This window comes from Paenibacillus wynnii, from assembly GCF_030812855.1.
GTDB lineage: Bacteria > Bacillota > Bacilli > Paenibacillales > Paenibacillaceae > Paenibacillus_AQ > Paenibacillus_AQ wynnii_A.
Genome location: NZ_JAUSTK010000043.1, coordinates 14,500 through 35,395 on the forward strand (window position 1 = coordinate 14,500; position 20,896 = coordinate 35,395).

13 protein-coding genes and 1 riboswitch are annotated in these 20,896 nt (G+C 43.4%); of the genes, 3 read left to right on the plus strand and 10 right to left on the minus strand.

Annotation, left to right across the window (positions count from 1 at the left end; translation table 11 throughout):
- Positions 1 to 71 precede the first annotated feature (71 nt).
- The 5 genes from J2T20_RS24300 to J2T20_RS24320 all read right to left on the minus strand — a co-directional run bounded on the left by J2T20_RS24300 (position 72) and on the right by J2T20_RS24320 (position 8,621).
- A complete protein-coding gene (locus J2T20_RS24300; protein WP_307592383.1) occupies positions 72 to 1,322 on the minus strand; it encodes an LPXTG cell wall anchor domain-containing protein in 1,251 nt (416 codons plus the stop codon).
- Between the two features lie 28 nt (positions 1,323 to 1,350).
- A riboswitch (cyclic di-GMP riboswitch) is annotated at positions 1,351 to 1,434 on the minus strand.
- A gap of 809 nt (positions 1,435 to 2,243) precedes the next feature.
- Complete coding sequence (locus tag J2T20_RS24305) at positions 2,244 to 5,591, minus strand: GH36-type glycosyl hydrolase domain-containing protein (protein WP_307592385.1); 3,348 nt, start codon at positions 5,589 to 5,591, stop codon at positions 2,244 to 2,246.
- Positions 5,592 to 5,638: 47 nt separating this feature from the next.
- Positions 5,639 to 6,415 carry an alpha/beta hydrolase gene (locus tag J2T20_RS24310; RefSeq protein WP_307592388.1) on the minus strand — a complete coding sequence of 259 codons (777 nt, stop codon included), beginning with the start codon at positions 6,413 to 6,415 and terminating at the stop codon, positions 5,639 to 5,641.
- Positions 6,416 to 6,777: 362 nt separating this feature from the next.
- Positions 6,778 to 7,650, minus strand: coding sequence for a carbohydrate ABC transporter permease (locus J2T20_RS24315; protein ID WP_307592390.1), 873 nt, complete (start codon positions 7,648 to 7,650; stop codon positions 6,778 to 6,780).
- Positions 7,651 to 7,670: 20 nt separating this feature from the next.
- Entirely contained in the window at positions 7,671 to 8,621 is a 951-nt protein-coding gene (locus J2T20_RS24320; RefSeq protein WP_307592392.1) for an ABC transporter permease, read from the minus strand.
- A 146-nt stretch (positions 8,622 to 8,767) separates the two neighbouring features.
- Between J2T20_RS24320 and J2T20_RS24325 the strand changes: the two genes are divergently transcribed.
- The 3 genes from J2T20_RS24325 (at position 8,768) to J2T20_RS24335 (ending at position 13,988) form a co-directional block, all read left to right on the plus strand.
- A complete protein-coding gene (locus J2T20_RS24325) occupies positions 8,768 to 10,609 on the plus strand; it encodes a sensor histidine kinase (protein WP_307592394.1) in 1,842 nt (613 codons plus the stop codon).
- Positions 10,584 to 12,194 (plus strand): response regulator transcription factor, encoded by a 1,611-nt coding sequence (locus tag J2T20_RS24330; RefSeq protein ID WP_307592396.1) that lies wholly within the window; start codon positions 10,584 to 10,586, stop codon positions 12,192 to 12,194. Before J2T20_RS24325 ends, J2T20_RS24330 begins: the two co-directional genes overlap by 26 nt.
- Positions 12,195 to 12,299: 105 nt before the next feature.
- A complete protein-coding gene (locus tag J2T20_RS24335; RefSeq protein ID WP_307592398.1) occupies positions 12,300 to 13,988 on the plus strand; it encodes an extracellular solute-binding protein in 1,689 nt (562 codons plus the stop codon).
- A gap of 153 nt (positions 13,989 to 14,141) precedes the next feature.
- Here J2T20_RS24335 and J2T20_RS24340 read toward each other — a convergent pair whose 3' ends face one another.
- The 5 genes from J2T20_RS24340 to J2T20_RS24360 form a co-directional block, all read right to left on the minus strand.
- The gene (locus J2T20_RS24340; protein WP_307592400.1) at positions 14,142 to 15,992 is read right to left on the minus strand and encodes a UbiD family decarboxylase; all 1,851 of its coding nucleotides are present in this window, start codon (positions 15,990 to 15,992) and stop codon (positions 14,142 to 14,144) included.
- Between the two features lie 44 nt (positions 15,993 to 16,036).
- A complete protein-coding gene (locus J2T20_RS24345; protein ID WP_307592407.1) occupies positions 16,037 to 16,675 on the minus strand; it encodes a serine/threonine protein kinase in 639 nt (212 codons plus the stop codon).
- Between the two features lie 130 nt (positions 16,676 to 16,805).
- Positions 16,806 to 17,243, minus strand: a complete 438-nt coding sequence (locus J2T20_RS24350) for a hypothetical protein (protein WP_307592401.1) — start codon at positions 17,241 to 17,243, stop codon at positions 16,806 to 16,808.
- Positions 17,244 to 17,255: 12 nt separating this feature from the next.
- A complete protein-coding gene (locus J2T20_RS24355; RefSeq protein ID WP_307592403.1) occupies positions 17,256 to 17,693 on the minus strand; it encodes a LytTR family DNA-binding domain-containing protein in 438 nt (145 codons plus the stop codon).
- Between the two features lie 695 nt (positions 17,694 to 18,388).
- Positions 18,389 to 20,896: S-layer homology domain-containing protein (locus J2T20_RS24360; protein WP_307592405.1), on the minus strand; the 2,508-nt coding region annotated here is incomplete at its 5' end.

The window sequence follows — 20,896 nt, forward strand, 5'->3', positions numbered from 1 at the left end:
CATACATTTCTCCATGAAAAAAAGAAGAAGTACAGAGATCTTTACTCTATACTTCTCCAATGACTCTACAATTATTTTCTTCTATTATTTGACTTCCAGTTTAATCTCAATAGAAATCCTACTGTAATCAGTGCAAACCCCATCATATAGGTATTGATCGGACTAGATTCACCAGTTTGCGGTAAGCTGCCCAGAGGAGTTGGATCTTCCAATACCACTTGTTCTTCATCTACCACTTGTTCTTCATCTACCACTTGTTCTATATCTTCTACTTGATCAGGAGTACCCGTATCTTCTTCAGTGCCAGGGCCAAGAGGAATTGGGTCTTCAATTACTTCGACTGTTCCAGGACCTAAAGGAATCTGATCATCCACGATGATAATCGGTGTTGGTGACGGTGTTTCCGTTATTGTCGTTGGCGTTGGTGACGGTGTTTCCGTTATTGTCGTTGGCGTTGGTGACGGTGTTTCCGTTACTGTTGTTGGTGTTGGTGACGGTGTTTCCGTTACTGTTGTTGGCGTTGGTGACGGTGTTTCCGTTACTGTCGTTGGCGTTGGTGACGGTGTTTCCGTTACTGTTGTTGGCGTTGGTGACGGTGTTTCCGTTACTGTCGTTGGTGTTGGTGACGGTGTTTCCGTTATTGTTGTTGGCGTTGGTGACGGTGTTTCCGTTACTGTTGTTGGTGTTGGTGACGGTGTTTCCGTTACTGTTGTTGGTGTTGGTGACGGTGTTTCCGTTACTGTTGTTGGCGTTGGTGACGGTGTTTCCGTTACTGTTGTTGGCGTTGGTGATGGTGTTTCCGTTACTGTTGTTGGCGTTGGTGACGGTGTTTCCGTTATTGTTGTTGGCGTTGGTGACGGTGTTTCCGTTACTGTTGTTGGCGTTGGTGACGGTGATGGCGATGGCGTTGGCGTTACACACTCTACGATCTGTATCATGTCACTCCAAAGCTCACCTGTTCCTGGGTGCCCAAGAACTTGATAAGCCTTGAACATATAATTCCCAACTATATTGTTGGGATTGTATGATAACGTTTGTGTTGTACCCGAATTAAGCGGACCAACCGTACCTGTCGCAATAATGGTTCCAGCTTTCGGGTTTCCGGTTGAAGCATAATACAATTCCCAAGTCACTTCTCCAATCATATTTCCTGATCCATGATTTTCGACAACAGCTTCAACAATAGAACATTCTCCATTAGAAATGGTAAATACAAGTGAGGATTTATCCCAGCCCTCACCCTTATCCGTACCCTTTGCAAAAACGGGCGACCCTATACTCATAACTAACAAACAAGTCAGTAAGACGCTCATAATTCTCATGTTATTTTCTCCCCTCAGATACACTGACTTCTAAGAGGGCCGGTTACACTACCAGCTCCGTATACCCCTAGTGTCCAGGTTTAGGGCATACATCATCGCTTCCCTTACTTTCTTTCATTACACAAATTTCGAGCGTCATACCCCCCTTCAGAAACTGAATATCTCCGAATTAAACTTTCGACAAAAAAACTCTTTTCTCGACATTTCAAGAGTAAAATGTTAGGATAAAACTTTTGTGTCACACCTTTCGAGAAAGTTTACCTACATGACAAAAGTCATATCACAAATTAATTTCATGAGAGATATTACCTAATCTTAATGTAAATTTATCGCTCTTTTTCTATATCGTCAATATATTTATTTTTAATTAATTTTGTCACAATTCAATGATCCTAGTTTTAATTTTTTCTCAGCAGAAAGTAGACCTTATTACGCCCCCAAACCTTGATGAGACAGGCATTACCTAATTTTCACATGACTAATATTAACAATAAATAAAAGCCCATTCCCTTCTCGATATCTTTACCAAATAAACCATATTCATCAAATTACAGTCCGAAATATCCCGAGTTAAAAATACTGATATCTAACAAATCCACAATAGTTTTCATATAAAAAATTGTGGAATGTTACTTTTTTGTTCACAAAATCAAACTCTTAAAACGGTTATAAGTTTCATCCTTGCTTGAGCGGAGAACAAATCCTTTTTACCTAAATTTCGACATTTTTTGAGTTATGAGGATAGAGCCCCAATTCACACTAAAACCCATATGAAGCTGCACATTAACCGAAATTCCAGACTTCCTCCCGCATGAGGTATAAAGACAACCCAAAAAAACGACATTTCTGCCGTTTTTGGGTTATTCATGGTTGAAGTATGCATAGATTTAATTCGAGACTATGATCTATTTTCCAGTAATCTCACTTAAAGATTTCGATTTCTATAATGTTTGTAGACGTTCCACGTACACGTTCGAACTCTTCACGGCCAATCCGTAATCCACCTTTACGGTAGCGATTCGTTGTGGTCTCCGAGGCCATATCCTGACCGTTAATGCGAACTCGTGCTTCATCACTATTTAAATGATATACAAATTGAACCGTCGCTCCTGCATACTCGAAGTCAAAACGCAATCCATCTAAGGTTTGCGGTAATACAGGATCCAAAATCAAATCGCCTGCCTCTTGGCGGATGCCCAGAGTATTAGTAATCAACTGATTCATATAGATCCCTGGACCACTGGAATAAATTTTCCACCCCCCTTTTACCGGTACCATTCCGCTTCGCAATTCATCAAATCTCTCCTGTGCCTCGTAACGTGTGTTGAACTTGCCATCGGAACTGCTGAAGTAGGCATTACTTTGCCGCAGGTCGGCATTGGGAACAACATCCTGAATGCCAATAGGATTGATTTGGGCGAGTCCGCTCCACACTTCATCACCTTTACCAAGCTTAGCCATGGCTTCTATATAACGAATATGGGCATGCACATATTGCAATCCGATCTCTCGACCGAAATTCGCGGCTTGTTCCGCGCGTTTAAAGTGGGTGCTTACACCCCCTGCATACTCAGCAGGTCGGTTCATCAACCGCACACCGTCCGGGCAGAACAATTCAGTACGAATGATGTCATAATGTGCCGCCGCTTGTTCAGGTGTCAACAGCTCACTGATCATACTGCGTGTCATAGGCAGCAGCCTATAGTGGATACCCGTCTCTGTATCGCTAGGATGAACCATTAATTTCACCTGTTCAGGATTCTCCATGTACAGAAAACCAGGTATAACTTCGGTCTGGAGCATGTATTGGTTAAAATCCGAGCAGATTCCATCTGTGAGACTACGCAAGTCAGCCGCTATCATAGGATCCACAGCTTCCATCATCTTCGAAAATTGGTTAAAGCTCTGATAGGTTAACGCTACTGTCCAACTGCTGACCATATACTGCTTCAGTTGAGCATTGGCGGGCTGCAGGGTGTCATCCCAGTCGCCGTCACCATAGGAAGAGAGATGCGTACCCTCTAGAAAATGATCTTTTATATACCCTATTTCTTTTAGAGCATGATCTAATATAGTCGCCGTCACGGCAGTAAAATCAAAGTCATGTTTGCTTGTATAAGGCACTTCTTCTTTCAATAGGCTGTAATCACGGGTAACGTTCAGATAATCACCAAGCACCTTCAGCGGCCAGACAATAATGTCTCCGTGGCTTTCCTCCTGTTGGACCTTCGCATAATTGTCGAACATGAACCACTGCGGCCAGCTTCCATCCTCTTCATACTGATGCGAAAAGATAGTCAACAAAATGGCACGTACCTGATCATAATTATGAGTGGCCATGAAATACTCAACAGGTCCCTGACAGACATCACGCGTCCCCCATGCAGCTCCGCCATATTGCTCGAGTCCATGCGGCACTGAGTAGTGGACAAGCATATTGTGGGTATACCACCAAGCCAAGCTATTTACCTTAAACAGTTCAGTATGTTTCCCATTCACCGCGGACAAATGGAACCCATTCATTACAGTGCTTAAAAAATTACGATAACGTTCTATCTCTTCCACAGCTTGTTTCTCTACCATAGGCAGTTCTCCGCCATTCAGCAGACCTTGAAACACCATCGTCCAATCATTGCTTGCCGCAAGCTCCAATACAAGCAGCGAAGCTTCACCCGGTTCAATATGGCCTACCAGCTCACGCTCATCAGAGAGTGTCATTCTTGTTCCTGTAACATGAAGTCTGTACTCCAATTTTGGATACACATTTGCACTTATTGATGCTGCGTCTGCATGAAAAGAGAGGTAGTCGCTATGAAGTCTTATTTTATAAGGAAGCTCGTATTCACTAACGTTCATTGTAATCTGATTGGTCACCAAGAAACGGTAAGCCCTGCCTTGTTCGGAACGTACATTCAATCGTACCTCTGGTGTGTCTACAGTTGTGAAATTAGTGATAATCAGTAGATCATCCATGGTTTTATAGTACCAGCGTACATAGTTGAAGCCCATTTCGAACAATGAAGGCATCGTTAACAGCCGATACTCCCCATCGATCTCCACATAGATCCGCTGCCCCGAGGTTTTAGGTACATTCAGCGCATTTCTCGCATTGGTTGTCATTTTATTAAAGTTTGTATTCCCTACAACCAGTTGTGAGTTAAAGATACCGTACATATACGAAGTGGTCGTGATTACCGGGTTCTTCAAGCTCACATTATCGCCGCTCATTAAAATATGCCCGTGTGGCCGTTCCACTCTAAGCTCTTTTTCCTTTAAAACTATATGCTCATAACGCTCCGTGAAAAAAGACAGCAGCGTATCACCAACCACTTCTTCTTGTTGACGATTAGGGAACAAACGGTTAATTTCTTCGGTTGTTAAACTTTGCGTGTACAAAGGAGCACCTATGGAAGGCAATTTAGATACCTGATCCATAGTACCCCCTTCCTCGATGCCAAGTGCCTGAACAGCTTTATGGGCCTGCTCTACCTCTTCACCATATTCCAGTGTGGTTATCGCAGCAGGATGATCTGCCTTAAATAATCCGTAGAATACGAATCTGGCTTCTCCTTCTAGTTGAACACGTTCGGATTGCAGGGCTGTATAGGCAAATTCATACTGATAGACCTCATTAGCCAACGAATCTTGCGATAGACAGGCAGGCTTATTGGTTTCTTTATAGGACAGGCCGTAGAATTGAAACCCATCTGTGGAATAAGAGGTCGCTTTAGTTAAAGATCCTTGCTGGACGTATGGAAAGGCTCCCCTTTGGGGTTGATTTTGCCGGGAACACACAACGTAACCCTTACTCTCATCTTCAAAAACGCTATGATCGATATATTGGGAAACATAAGACTCGTTGCTGCGGACAGCTCCTGCATCTGCAATCCCAATATCTTGTCCGTAAATCAAGTCTACTCGTGTTTGATTTCCTGATAACTTCACATCCCAGAACCACATCCCCTGCTCCGTTGGGGTGAATATTACCTGATAGTGAACATTTGCGACCAAGCCTTCATATACTAATCGTTGATCCAGCTTGCGGACAAGGCTCTGAGATTGAACACCCAGTAAAGGATAGGCATGAATTCCTTCTTCATCATGAACCCTCAAATATATATTGTTGAACGATCCATCTATGGAATTGGACAACCATTGGTTAATCATCGTTGTCCCATATGTAGCCTGATATAAGTCCCCGCTAGGCAAAAATCTAAAGGTTAAGCTCCCTGCTGACAATGTAAGCAAACCCTCGTTCTTTAACACCATTTGTATCCACTCCTGCTCTCTCTATTGACCATTCGGTCCTTAAGCCTTCACTGTTCACCTGATAAGGGCAACCAATCGATAACATCTTTAATCTTAGGGTCCCAATATTCCCAATTATGCTCACCCTGTCCATCCGAGTACGTCACTTCTATTATTCCTGAATCTAGCGCATGCTTTCTGAAGGTTTGGTTATCTGCATACAAAAAGTCTTCTGTTCCGCAGCACTGATAGAACATGGGTATGTTCCCGTCATATTCCTTCAACCTCTCCAGTAAATAAAACAGGTCATTGGAGCTCCCCTTTATGTCTGACACCTCACCAAAAATAGCTGTTAATTCACGAGGCTGTAAGTTGTTAGGACCACTCATACGGCTGACAGTATCCAAGCCTCCCGATAGACTTGCGGCTGCCGCGTAACGTTCCGGGAAGGTAAGACCTAACTTGAACGCACCATATCCCCCCATGGACATTCCTGCCACAAAGGTATCCTCCCTGCGGTCCGAAATAGGGAATAGGGCACGTACTACAGTGGGTAATTCATCGCTCAGAAAAGTAAAGTAGTCTGACCCATACTTCATATCTGTATAATAGCTGCGCCCTACGCTTGGCATGACAACAGCGATTCCTTTCTCCTCCGCATAACGTTCGATGAAAGAATGCCTCATCCAATCGGTATGATCCGCGCTTAGTCCGTGGAGCAGGTACAAGACTGGTAACTTACCAGTACCACTAACCTGAATTGCAGAATATTGAGGAATAAAGACATTGATGCCTATGGACAAACTTAAGGTTTCTGAATAAAACTGACATTGGATAAAAGCCAAATCCTCTACCTCCAAATATGTTGTAAAAACGGCTCTTTCTTGAAATAGCCTATTCGGACCAGCGGACCGACCTTTCGGCCAATTAGAGGGAAAAGTGCCCGCTAATATCGACTGAAACGCCTTTATTTTGAGATTAAAGGGAAAATGCCCCTTTAAATCTTGCCCTTTCTCCCTCTAAAGGCCCTATCCCCAAAATTAGCGGGCGAAATTCCCTCTAATGGCCCAAATAGGGCATCGGGTGCAAGAATAGAGGGAGAAATCTCCTCTATTTGGGTGTGAAAGGCTTTCTGTCGGCAGCGTCACCTAACAAACATTGATTTTGGAGTAGAGCCGAAAACTGAACTAAAATTTTCAACAAAATCTCACTCTTTAACAGCGCCAACCACAATTCCTGTCACAAAAAAACGCTGCAAGAAAGGATAGACCATCAGGATCGGCAGGGCGCCGATAAAGATCTGTGAGGCCCGAATGGTACGTTGAGATAGATTGGCAACGGCTGACAGGTCCAGCTTCGACATGTCTGCCTGAACGATAATCGTCTGCATAAAAGTGGCCAACGGGAGCTTATCTGAATCTCGAATATAAATAATACCGTCGAAATACGCATTCCAATGCCCCACCATAATGAATAAAGAAACAGTGGCGATGACTGGCAGGGATATCGGCAAATAGACACTGATAAAGGTTCGAAACTGACCTGCTCCGTCAATAAAGGCGGCTTCCTCCAAATCTTTTGGCACAGTACGGAAGAAATTTAGCAACAGAATGACGTTGAAGACGGTAACCAATCCGGGCAGAATCAATGCCATCAAAGAATTCATCAGCCCTAGCTTCAAAATAAGGATGTAGCCGGGGATTAGTCCACCGTTAAACAGCATGGTGATCACAAAATACCAAAGATAGATATTGCGGGCTCGAAAGACACGTGTTTCTTTGGAGAGCGCATAAGCAGCAATGGTGTTAACAATTAAAGCAAGTCCCGTTCCGATAACGGTTCTCTGCACCGATACCCATAGGGATGTCAGGAAATTGTCATTAGTAAACGTCTTTGTATACGCCTCAAGGGTAAATCCTATGGGCCAAAAGGTAACTAATCCCGCATTGGCGGGAGCGGATGAACTGAGCGACACCATCAGTAAGTGGTACAAAGGAAGTAAGCAAATAATGGAAATAACAGTCAAAAAAACATTGTTGAAAATGCTAAATATCCGATAAGAGAGTGTTTTGTGGTACATAAGTTGTCATCCTTTCTCTTCTAGAAGATTCTGTACCCAGCAAATCTATATGCGAGTCTGTAAGAAATAACAATTAGAACTAAACTGATCACTGATTTAAACAGATTGACTGCGGTTGCAAAGCTGAACTGACCACTTAGTAGACCTTCTCTGTAGACGAAAGTATCAATGATATCTCCTTGTTGGTAAATCAGTGGGCTGTACAGGTTAAACACCTGATCAAAGTTAGCATTCATTACATTGCCCAATGCCAAAGTTGCAACAACGATAGTGATTGGGATCAGGGAAGGAATGGTTATATACATCGTTTGCTTCCAGCGCCCCGCCCCATCTACCTCGGCAGCTTCATAGAGTGATGGATTAATTCCGGATAGCGCGGCTAGAAAGATGATCGTATTGAATCCAAATTCCTTCCACACATCACTGAAAATGACCGTAAACCGGAACCAATTACCGTCACCCAGAAAGAAAATCGGCTTGATGCCAAACGTACTGGATAGGAACTGGTTGATCAGCCCGGTCTGGGCCAGAATATCAATCAAAATTCCGGAGAGGGTAACCCAGGATAAAAAGTGAGGCAGGTATATAAGCGTCTGGATGCTTCTTTTAAGTGTCATCTTCCTGACCTCATTCAGTAATAAAGCGAAGGAAAATGGAATGATCAAGTTCATCACCATCTTGGAGCAAGCAAAAAACAGTGTGTTCCAAGTAATTTGTAAGAAATAATCGTTTTCCCACATGTATCGAAAATGCTTCAGCCCGACCCATGGAGAATCTGCTATCCCCAGTGCAGGCTTATAATCCTGAAACGCCATAAGGACACCTGACATGGGGATATACGAGAAAATAAAAACCAAAATAGCGGCTGGTAGCACCATAAAATGAAGCATCCATGGTTGCTTATAGCTTTTTTTTCTCTTTATGCGCGGCGTATTCCCACGGTTCACCTGTTGTGCAACGTTAGCTTCCATAGCTCTCTCTCCTGTTCCAAAAAATAATTTTGTGTGTAATGAGAATCTCTGTTATAAATAGTATCAAGCATTTCTAAGGTTTGACTATATAACATTGTTAGGGTGGAATAGGGTTTTATTAGGGGCAGGGTCTGGAGGAGACAGCGATGAATTTAAGTAGATGGTTACCATTTGGAAATGGAATGCCTTGGGCAAGATTTAGTCTTTTTGCCAAAATGAACAGCTTGATTATAGTATTATTTATCCCCATTATTATTTTGTATACGTATTCAAATAGCGTCACATACAAGGTTGTAAGCAAGGAACTGCTGACATCCAGCACGAAGCAGCTTACCTTTTTATCCAGTCAAATGGATTCGCGAATCCAGCAGATGATGGATTTCAGCCTTACCTTTTCAAAGGATCCGAATGTCAGGAAATTCAATGGCTTGAACCTTTGGGAGGATCGGTATGGCCGGATGCAGACTCGGTATATCATTCAAGAAAAAATGGTTCAGCAATCCGGATTGACGGATATTTGGCCTACAAGATACGCAGTACATTCCGAGCAGAATAAAGATGTCATTTCCAATTACAGTACATCTACAGGATACGATGAGAATTATTTAAAACGAAATATGAGCGGGAAATGGACATACGGGGATGGTGGCACGGAGTCTCCTAACGAATTAAAGGCCTTTTATTGGTTTTATACCGATTCTTTAGCTCAACCCGGGATGTGGACAGGCAGCAATTTGGTGATTGAAGCCAGCTTCAGCTATGAGAACATTCAGAATATGCTGGATTCTTACAAAGCAGGAGGTCAAGGTGATCCGTTCTTTTATCATAAAGGGGACACTCCGATCCTAAATCGCAGCGCGGACAAGCAGCTCTCTACTGAATTTGTTCGTTATTTGGATGAACATCCGCCGGAAAGTACAACACAGCATGTGGTTAAACTGGGGGGCCAAAGTTATTTGGTCAGTTCGGTTAAATCCTCCTATCTAGATTGGCATTTGGTTGACGTTGTCCCACTTGATCGAATTCTGGAGCCGATATCCTTTAGCCGGAATCTATTCTATTTATCGATGTTTCTACTGTTTGTTGTGGGTATCTCATCATCCATCTTACTGTATAGAAATGTTCAGCGTCCTATCAAGAAGCTAATCAAGGGCTTGCGACGCGTACAGCGGGGTGATTATTCAGTGAGGCTTCACACGAAGGACCACAATGAGTTTTCATTTGTGTTCTACCGTTTCAATGATATGTCACGGCAAATTCAAGACCTGATAGAAAATGTGTTCAACGAAAAAATCCGTGCACGGGAAGCCACTCTGAAGCAATTGCAGGCCCAAATCAATCCCCATTTCCTCTATAACTGCCTAGGTTATATTATCAATATGGCACAGATGAAGGATGAGGAAGCCGTCGTATCTATGGCGTATAATCTAAGTGCTTATTACCGCTATACCACCCGAATGGAACGGGAAACGGCTACGGTAGACGAAGAAATTCGCCTGCTTGTTAACTACTTGGATATTCAAAAGCTTCGTAATGGCCGAATTGATTATCATATCGATATTTCCGAGGAAATGAAGACCCAGTACGTACCAAGATTAATGCTTCAGCCTATTGTCGAGAACTCGGTCATCCATGGGGTAGGAAAGTCTTATACTTCGGGGGAAATCAGGATCAGCGGCGAAATCGTAGATGGATTCTGCAGGGTATATATTGATGACGATGGGCCGGGGTTAAACCCCGAACAAGAAGAAGCATTAAAACGTAAAATGCTGGAACCCTTACAAGAAGAAATGGGCTGCGGACTCTGGAATACGAATCAGCGGATCGTTCACCAATTCGGAAATCATTCCTATTTGAATTTTACAAAGTCACCCTTAGGAGGACTTCGCACGGAGGTCATCTGGGAGATTCCAACTGGACAAGAACTATACAATTACCCAAGCCCACAAGGAGACATACAAGATGCAAATGATCATAGTAGACGATGAAGCTCACTGGGTAGACAATCTAGCCATGAATAAACCTTGGCACACACTCGGGATCGAACACGTACACAAAGCGTACTCCGCAACCGAAGCGCTGCAAATTATTGATACCCACCCTATTGATATTGTCATATCCGATGTTCAAATGCCTGAAATGACAGGCTTAGAGCTGATAGAACGGGTTCGTGTACGTGATAAAAAAATAAAATGCATTATATTATCCGGTCATTCTGATTTTGAATTTGCTAAAAAAGCGGTCCAGCATAAAGCGGTGGATTATCTGCTTAAGCCTCCTACCGATCAAGAATTATTCGGCGCTGTCAAAACAGCGATCGATCAATTGAATGCAGAATGGAAACTCATCAGCTCATTGGAAAAAACGCAATACACCTTGCGAGAGAACATGCCTCTTCTGCGGGGTCAGCTGCTGCTTGACTCCCTTCAGGGTCATCGGCTCTCAGCTGACGAGTGGGAACGGAAGCTGGGGAATTACAAATTACCCTTCAGCTATGGGGAGTGTTCCTTGATGCTTGTCCGGTTGGAGGAAGAATTCGGTCAGTATAAGAACAACGGACAACCGTTGATTGAATATGCAATTATGAATATGGCAGAAGAAATTCTGGGTGAATTCATGGAGGTCTGGGGGGTTAAGGAGGAGCACGGGTACCTTGTGTTTTTGCTTCAGCTTAAGGAGCAAGGAACGGATATTGGACAAGAAACCATACTAGAGAAGCTCTCTTCGCAGCTTCAGTATAAGGTCAAACAATTTCTAAAAGGCTCCCTCTCTATTGTGATCACAGAGTGGTTTCCATTCCCGGAGCAGCTTCCCGATCGTTTCCGACAGGCTTCCGCCTATTTCCGGCAAATTGTTGGTGACGAGCGTGAATTTGTCATGCGAGTCAGTGATCTGGAACAATCTACTGAGCAGGGGCCATTAGACGCTCTCTATTTGCCTCCCTCTTTAATCAATCTGCTTGAAGCAGGACACTGGGATGCGGCGGAAGCCAAGCTGATGGCAGTCTTCGCGGAGCTGGATGACAAATGGCCTGAATCCTGGGAGCACTGCATGGAGGCTGGATTTCTAATCTCGGCTTCTTACACTCATCTCGCCCACTCCAACGGACATACTTTGGTGAAGCTGCTTGGGACGGATATGGAACCGCTGCAGAACGGAGAAGCTTTTACCACCATCAGTAAGCTTCGAAAATGGTCTCTAGGCGCACTTGGCAAGCTGAAAGAGGGTACCTCCAATGAAGTGAAGGACATCCGTTCTTTGTACGTGAAGAAAATTCAAGAGTTTACGGATAAAAACTTACATCTCGACGTTTCTTTGCGTGTACTGGCTGACCATGTCAATCTGCATCCGACCCACTTGTCCAAAATTTATAAGATCGAAACCGGAGAAGGAATAAGCGAATATATATCCCGCCTGCGCATGGAACGTGCCTGCCATAAGCTGAAAACCACAACCAAAAAGGTGTATGAAATCGGCATGGAGATCGGATATATGGACCCTGCCTATTTCATCAAAGTCTTCAAGCGGCAGTTCGGAGTCACCCCACAGGAATATCGGGACGGGAATAAATAGCATGATAGAGTCCTATCAAAACTAACAAACTCATATAGATGCTCTCCCCCAAAGGTTGTTAAAGTTACAGATGTAAAGATCATACACAGTAGGGGGAATTGAAGAATGGTCAAGATTAAAAAGTTGGGATTGTTCCTCGTTATCATGGCACTCGTCACACTAACAGCCTGTAGCGGAACAGCAAATGAGAATGCACCTAAAGGCAACACGGCCACGGCCACGAATGGCGCTACTGCTTCTGAAGCCGATACGGCTTTCGCTAATGGTAAATATGATCCACCGATTGAGATCAGTGCCGTATTAATGCCGAAGAAGTACGTTCAAGGTGACACTAAGGAAAATAACGTCCACGATCGTTGGATGTTGGAAACCTTAGGTATTAAACATAAAGATACGTGGTACCCGGCCAATGATGATCAATATAAACAAAAGCTTCAGCTTGCCATAGCTTCTGGTGAAAAGCTGCCAGATTTTGTATCCGTACCCACCAACGCGGTCTTAACCAATCAATTGATTGATTCCGGCCAATTTATTCCGATTGACGAACTCTTTGATAAATACGCCAACCAAATTCTTAAGGACCATGCCACCCAGCATCCTGAATTATGGTACCCTTTCACAAGAGATGGCAAGAAATACAACATGCCGATCATGGAATACACCGATAATGACGATACGTTGTTATGGTTCCGGGAAGATTGGATGGAAAAGCTGAATCTTGAGGCTCCTAAAACCATCGCCGATTTAGAGAATATTATGGACAAATTTAAGAACCAAAACCCTGACGGATTGGCTCCTAAAGACGTATTTCCGCTTGCGATTTCTTTGAAAAATAATACGAATACCTGGATGGGCTCACTCGATTGGCTATTCGGGGCTTATGGCACGATTCAGGAACAATGGAACAAAGATGCCAATGGCAACCTTGAGTATGGTTCCATTAATCCAGGTGCTAAGCAAGCATTAGCTAAGCTGAATGAATGGATGAATAAAGGTTATATTCACACAGACTCTGCCCTTTGGGATGAAGCCAAATCTGCTGAGAGCTGGACTAAAGGCACCGCGGGTATTCTGCCAGGAGCAAACTGGGTTCCTGACTGGCCTGCTCCCGATCTGCTGAAGAATGTGAAGGGATCTAAGATCAAAGCCTATCCAATTCCTGCAGGACCCGATGGTCTTATCGGAACCAAGTGGCAAAATTCTGGGGTAAATGCGAGTATCATGATTAACAAGGATGCCAAACATCCAGAAGCTATTTTCCTATATTACAACTATCTCCTCGACAACCTGGCTAACCCGGCTGTAGGCAGTGAATTTGAATATGGGTTTGCCAAAGGATACGATTGGGACATCATTGATGGACAACCGACCAGCGACAAAGAGAAAATCAAAGATTTCTCCAATGAATTCCCTTTCTTGACTGGACCGGCTCGGATACCTGATCTGTATATGAAGACTTTGGTTAAGCTTGCCGATGGCAACGCACCAGAGACTCCTTACGAAAAACAAATGGCTGAATTCCGCAAACCGGAAAACTGGGCAGCTGCGAAAGTCGTTATGTCGCAATTAGACATCCGCAAACAGAACTATTTCACTGGCGCTGCTACACCAACCATGATTTCCAAGTGGAACCTTCTTCGCCAGTCAGAGATGGAAACCTTCAACAAAATCATATATGGCAATTTGCCTGTAGATGCTTTTGACGAATTTGTTGCCAACTGGAAAACAAATGGCGGCGAGCAAATCACGAAAGAAGTCAACGAGTGGTTCAAGTCGGTATCTGCTGCTAAATAACTTCAAATTAATGGAGTGTTGGTGGTCGCTCAGCGGATACCTTTTAAACTACTGAAGAAGGTCACTACGGCTCGAAAATAAAGCTAGCCAGTCTCCAATAATCCGGAGGCTGGCTAGCTTTTTAGCTTTTTAGCTTTTTAGCTTTTATAGCTTTTATAGCTTTGAAGTGCCAGTATGAATACCGCCTAAGCTAGCACCTTTAACAAACAGTCGCTCGATGTTCTTTTCCACCTTTGGATCGGGAATTAAGGGTGGGGCCTGATGTGGCTTAACACGTGCGTCAATAATCACATTATCGCAAGCCCAATGCTTGTTCTCATAGGAGCTGTTCACCCCATAAATATCATGGGAAGGATTGCTGCGTGTGAAGGTAGCCCATAGAAAATTATCAAGCGTCGCACTAATAAAGGAACTATCATCAGATAGGATGATCATCGGACATGAGGAAAGCTGCCCCTGTGCCTGAATTGCCGCACTTAGAGCGTCGATTTCCTGTTGAGCTTCTGTGTGATTCGTGAACTTAGAGCCTTGGAGTACTACGATCCCCGGCATTACCAATCTAGGATCTGCAACCTCCTTCAGCTCCTTCAACATATCCGGAACCTCGGTACACAATTCCCTCTTGGCATCTCCAACGGCTGCAAAAACAACCTTACTACCCGTATTTAAGCCTGTACCTGAATAATCAAGGGTATCAATCGTCGTATTCGTATAAAAGTGAATGTCCCGGCGAAGATCGATCCGCTCCAGGATATAGGTCAGGAAATCCTCCACATGATGTGTACTTATAGCCCGCTTCTCTTCGGCCGTAATGAATAAATATTTGGCTAAGCTCAACTGCCCTGTCCCTAGAATCCGGTTAGCCATGGTCAGAATTTCGGCCGGCTGTTTTATTTGCTGATAAGGGGTATATCTTTCCTTCCCAATCGCAAACAACAAGGGATGTACACCGGCAGCATCTAAGGCGTGGACTTCTTTTACACCCGGAATTTCCTGCTGAATCGCATCACCTGTCAGCTCATGAATTAATGCGCCGAATGCCGTATCTTCCTGAGGCGGTCGACCGACTACTGTGAATGGAAATATTGCGCCTTGTCTAGCGTATACTTTATGCACTTTCATTACCGGAAAAGGATGAGTCAGACTGTAATAGCCCAAATGATCGCCGAAGGGTCCTTCCGGCTTGGTCTCTTCAGGATGAATTTCACCTGTGATTACAAAATCCGCATCATTACTGATACAAAAGCCGTCTACATAGCTGTAGCGAAAATGACGACCGGAAAGCAGACCCGCAAAGGTCAACTCACTCATCCCTTCCGGGAGCGGCATAATGGCTGACAATGTATTTGCCGGCGGTCCGCCTATAAAAATGCTTACTTTAAGAGGTTTTCCCTGCTTATTGGCTTTGTCCTGATGGACTCCGATGCCGCGGTGTATCTGATAGTGAATCCCAACTTCCTTATTCATCTCATAGTCATTCCCATTGAGTTGTACACGGTACATCCCTAGATTGGAATTCATTATGCCCGGCTTGTCCGGATCTTCCGAGTACACCTGCGGCAAGGTAACAAAAGCACCGCCATCCTGTGGCCAATGCTTAATGAGCGGGAGATCCGAGATTTTAATTTCCTGAAAGGCAGCAGGTAGCCCCCCCATTACTTTTAAAGGTAAGGCTCTTCGTGCAGCAAGTCCCGTCCCTACGTATTTCAAAGGATTTTTAAGAGCTTTCATCGGATTGTTGCGCAAAGCGATTACGCTCTGTGCACTGTCCCAAGTATCTCGAAAAATAAATTTGCTGCGTTCAACGGTCCCAAAAAGGTTCGATACGGCACGAAACTTCGAACCTTTTACCTTTTCAAACAATAATGCGGGCCCGCCAGCTTCAAACACCTTCATGTGTATAGCAGCCATTTCCAACTCAGGATCTACCTCTTCATGAATCCGAACCAAATGTCCGTGCTTTTCTAAATCGTTGACACATTCTTCTATATTGCGATAGTTCATTACTTGGCTCCAATCTTTTGCTAAATATATGAATGAATACAGTATTATTTCTTCCTGCGCCGCCGCCATAGCTGATATCCCTTACGAACGGCCTCCAGCATAATAGCCGGAACTGGGAATAACCATCGGGAAGCTATGGGACGGTACAGACGGTAATATGCTTTTTTGAAATCCTTCCACATGCTGCAGTCTTCCTGCTTGAGAAAATCGGACACATCTACAATTAGGCCGCGTCCGTTATGAATCATTACATTTTTGCCGTGCACATCATGGGGGTGAAGCTGTCGGGAACGTGCATACTCTAATGCTGAATCAATATCCTCGATGGCCTGATCCGTTATGGGAATGCCTCGTTTGATACAATTATAGAATGTAACTCCATTAAGCCTCTTTAATAGTAGAAAATTGGATCCCGCGTAATAACATTCGGAGTAGGAGTGATGATTCCCGAGGCGTCTATATACTTCCGCTTCTTCCTGCAGGCCTGGCCTTCCTGGAGCATAAACCTTAACCGCATAGTCTGCATAATCCGGATGAAAGAACACTGCCGCATAATTCCCTGACCCCAATAGCTTCCAAGGCTTGGGAAAGCGCCGAACTCTAACCGGTTCATTCGAATAGATGCTCTCCACAGATAAATTGCCCAACAGCTCCCCCGTTACCCGTTCCAGCAACTTCTCTATATCTTCTTTTCCCTGCGCGTGTATTCGAATCTACTCCATTCAGAAAAAATTACGTATACATTTAGTTTACGACATAATCTCAAAAAACACATCATTCCTACGTGATTGAACTAGCTGACTATTTTTTCATTTATTTTTTCAAGCCATTTCTAAACTCGCTTAACTTTTCATTGAGCTGTTTTGCTTCCTTTTGGCCATCTGAATACATCATGGCATACACCAAACCCTTAACAAGGAGAATCACAATAATATAAGCAACCAGTAAGCTGCTATTCATACTATTGCCGGTGCTAAAAAACCAAAGCCATAAAATCACCATAACATCTGCTAATACAAAACAAGTACCAAAGGTGATCATTTGAGTTTTTTTCCCTAGCTCATGCGTATTCACTAAAGAATTTTTAAAAAAAGTGTAGGCTGAGGCTATTAATACAATTTGCCATAATAATGAGGTTTTAATTGTATCAATAGAAGTAAGTGTCAATATTATTAAGGTAATGATCATCAAGCAACCACTTGATACAATAAAATCCTTCAACAGGTACATCAAATATTTTTTGACCTTCATGTTGGAGCCTCCTTATAATCCTAATTTTTTCTTAAGCACAGGAACATACTGTCTGGAGATAAAGACCTTTTCGCGATTTTGCAGTAATGCTTCAAATCTTCCATAGAGGATTGGGCTTACCGATTTTATTTTTCCAATATTCAGAACGGTTGATTTCGTAGCTCTAAAAAAATCCCAGTTCTCATAATCCATCTCAATCTCGTAAAGCTTAAGCCTGGACTCAAATACCTTCTCCTGGCAATAAATAAAGACTTTATTGTCCACGGATTCAAAATAAAACACATCCTTAGGATTAATAATGTGCGTTTGTAAATCTGTAAATCCGATTAGCATTTTCGAAGATGATTTCAGGGAATAAATAAGCTGCATTAATGATTCGTCCGGTTCGTTGCACCTAATAATGATTTCAGGCTCACTTCCGTCAGGGATATTCTCAATCGTAATTTTCATCTTGGCCCCCCCTTTAATTCATGAGTACATTTCGAGCAGCTGCTTACATTAACAGTATATTTTTGGAATTACACTTATTCAATAGACGATGAGTAAGCTGCAATATTGGAGAGATGAGTTGCAGAATAGATCACGTTATTGGCATTGTCTCAAAAAAAATAGACCTCCCTCGTTCAAAGGTTGCGGTCTATCTCTAGATATATACGCTACTCAACAATGCCGATTTTGTTAATGAACAAGCCTACTTCTGTTATGTACTTTTGTTGTTCCTCATCCGGGATCATATGTCCAGATTGCAGGAACTCAACAATCTCGCAAGAAGGGAGCGATTGAGTGTACAAATATAATGTTTCTTCAGAGAATTGGAAAAAAGGTGGCGGATGTGGTGAATTTCTTCAAAAAAACACTTGACTTTTTATCCATTTTTCCAAAATCGCGTGGAAAGGGGGGGCTTTTTCAACCCACTACTCGCGATGGGAGTGTTTCTTATGAAGCCTGTTTTTGTCCCGCATTCTGACTACCAAGCTTTTCTTCTCCAGCACCTTCACCTCTAATCCCCTGTTTAATTCCGAGAGGCTATATACAAGTCTCTATGTTACCAAACAAAAATCCCCTTCGAAAAATAGCAACAGCTACTATTTTTCAAAAGGGATCTCACTAGTTAGACTTTAACCAATTTGAATTAAAAACCTGAATTAAGCCTCGGGAATATATTGCTCCCCGCTAGATTGTTGCTTTTCAAACGAATGGTCCATACTTGCTTCCTGAATGTGTCCATACGCCCAGTGCTTATCGCTAACGTCTTTCCACTTCTGCTGTGCTCCAAGCAATGGTCCTCTGCCAAGGAGTCTGTTAATCATCACAACTGCTTCCGCACGTGTAAGCGTCTGATTCGGACGGAATGTTCCATCCATATACCCGCTAATAACACCTGCTGCCTTCGCTTCATCAATCGCATTTTTTGCCCAATGTCCATTAATGTCTTTGAAGCTGCTATTAGCACTTTGAACACTATCCAGCAACCGGGATACAATAATGGCCATTTCCGCACGTGTAATTAACTGATTCGGCTTAAAACTGCCATCTGAATAACCTTTCATTAGCCCCTGTGCAGTTACTGTAGCTATGGACTGTAAAGCCCAATAGGATGAAACTACATCTTTATAGGATGAGGACGCTTGTGCTTCATTCACACCCCATATGCGAGCCAGAATCGTTGCCATTTCCGCACGAGTAATCATGCGATCTGGGTTAAAGTTTCCATCGGCATAACCCAAGATGTATCCTTTATGCGCTGAATTGCTTGCACCAGATTGATCATTAGGTTGTTCTTTGTCCGTCACACTAGTATTAGTGTTCGTACCACTGCCAGACGTGTTTGTTCCTCCTGGGTTGCTCTCTTGCTCATGCTGAGCGCTGAAGCTTATGATTTGAAAACGGCTGAACTTGGAAATCTCAAATTCTATTCCTTTTGCTATACCATTCTCATATTGAATTGTACATGATACCAGTTCTGTCGTACCATCCGTATGTTCAATGAACACCTTTAAAGCGTCTAGGAATGCTTGTTTATTCTCCGTTGGAATTGTTATTCCGCTTAATGGAAGCACCACTTTTGTGACAAACCCACCAAAATTAGTTTCAATTTTTCTTGGCAAACCTAACAGGTTCACCTGATTCCCTGAAGCTGCCAGAGTAACTTTAGGGTCAGTGCCCACTGCATGTTTAACCTCGGATTCCTCTTCCGCGTTCTTAACCGGTACAATACGGAAATAAAGATCTGTACCCCTATCTGCTGCGTCCTTCAAAGCTTCTTGACTTAATTTGACTGAACCTTCATCCGTGAGGATATCCATTCGCGCATTTCTGTCAGCCATTGCCGATACTACTGCAGCAGGGATCTCAATGGCGATTTCGTCCGCCTTGTCATCTGCTTGCTGCTTAATTTCAACAGTTACCGTTCGTTTTTGAATATCTCCATCCTGAGGGTTAAAGGAATTCGTTAGACTTTCAACCTTTAGCGGATCAACGATGACGGTATCAATCTTGACATGATTATTCAAAGTAGTTCTGAGTATGCTCAGACTTTCAGTTTGGATCGTGTCTTTTGAATTCGCCTTTACATCAGCAGCTCTGCCGGTCTCTTGGCGCGTATTCGCTTTTTCCTTCACAATATTCTTGTTAGTTACGACCAAAAGGAAACTCTTCGTGATACTAGCGGTCCCCTTAGATATTGTAGCAGTAACAATTACATTTTTGTCGCCGACTACAGGTCTATTCACGGTACCATATTCCTCGCTATCTCTGTAGGATAGCTTAATAACATCTGTATTGGTCGAGGTCCATGTGATCTTAGTTCCATGATTTCCTGTACTGAGCAAGAAGAATTCATTAGTAACAGATTCCCATGTATCCCCATCTGTGAATTTAAATGCCTTGTCTACCTTTAACGCCTTGGCTGCATCTCTAACAGCATCTTCGTCTGACATTCTGACAACAGTCACTTTAAATACTTTGGTACGCTTTTCCCCTGACTCTTTATCAAGGATTGTAGCGGTTAATGTGACTTCGATATCTGCGGCATCAGGGCCAGGCTGTACTACTCTTCCAGCCTCATTAACAACATCAGGGTGACTTGATTCCCATGTGATCGTTGTATTCCCTGAATTTCCTTGTTCAAACAGATATAGCGTCTTAGAAACATGCTTCGCATGATCGCCTTCCTCATAGACGATATCCAACTTATTATAATCATTATTCAGATTACTTAAGGATGGCTTCGTCGGGTCCGTCGGGAATGGATCATCCTTGTCGTTGATTCCGTCGTTGTCACTATCGGCCTTCTTCGGATCAGTGCCTAACACGATTTCCTGTTCATCCGTCAGTCCATCGTTATCGTCGTCCGGATCTAGACTATCTGGAATGCCATCTCCGTCCGTATCCAATTCGCCACCACCGTTACCCGGCTTCGTCGGGTCGGTTGGGAATGGATCGTTCTTATCGTTGATTCCATCCTTGTCCGTATCCGGATCTTTCGGATTGGTTCCCTTAATGACTTCCTCGGTATCTGGAATGCCATCATTATCGTCGTCAGGATCTAGGCTGTCGGGAATGCCATCGCCATCCGTATCCAATTCGCCACCGACTGTTCCCGGTTTCGTTGCATCGGTCGGGAATGGATCGTCCTTGTCGTTGATTCCGTC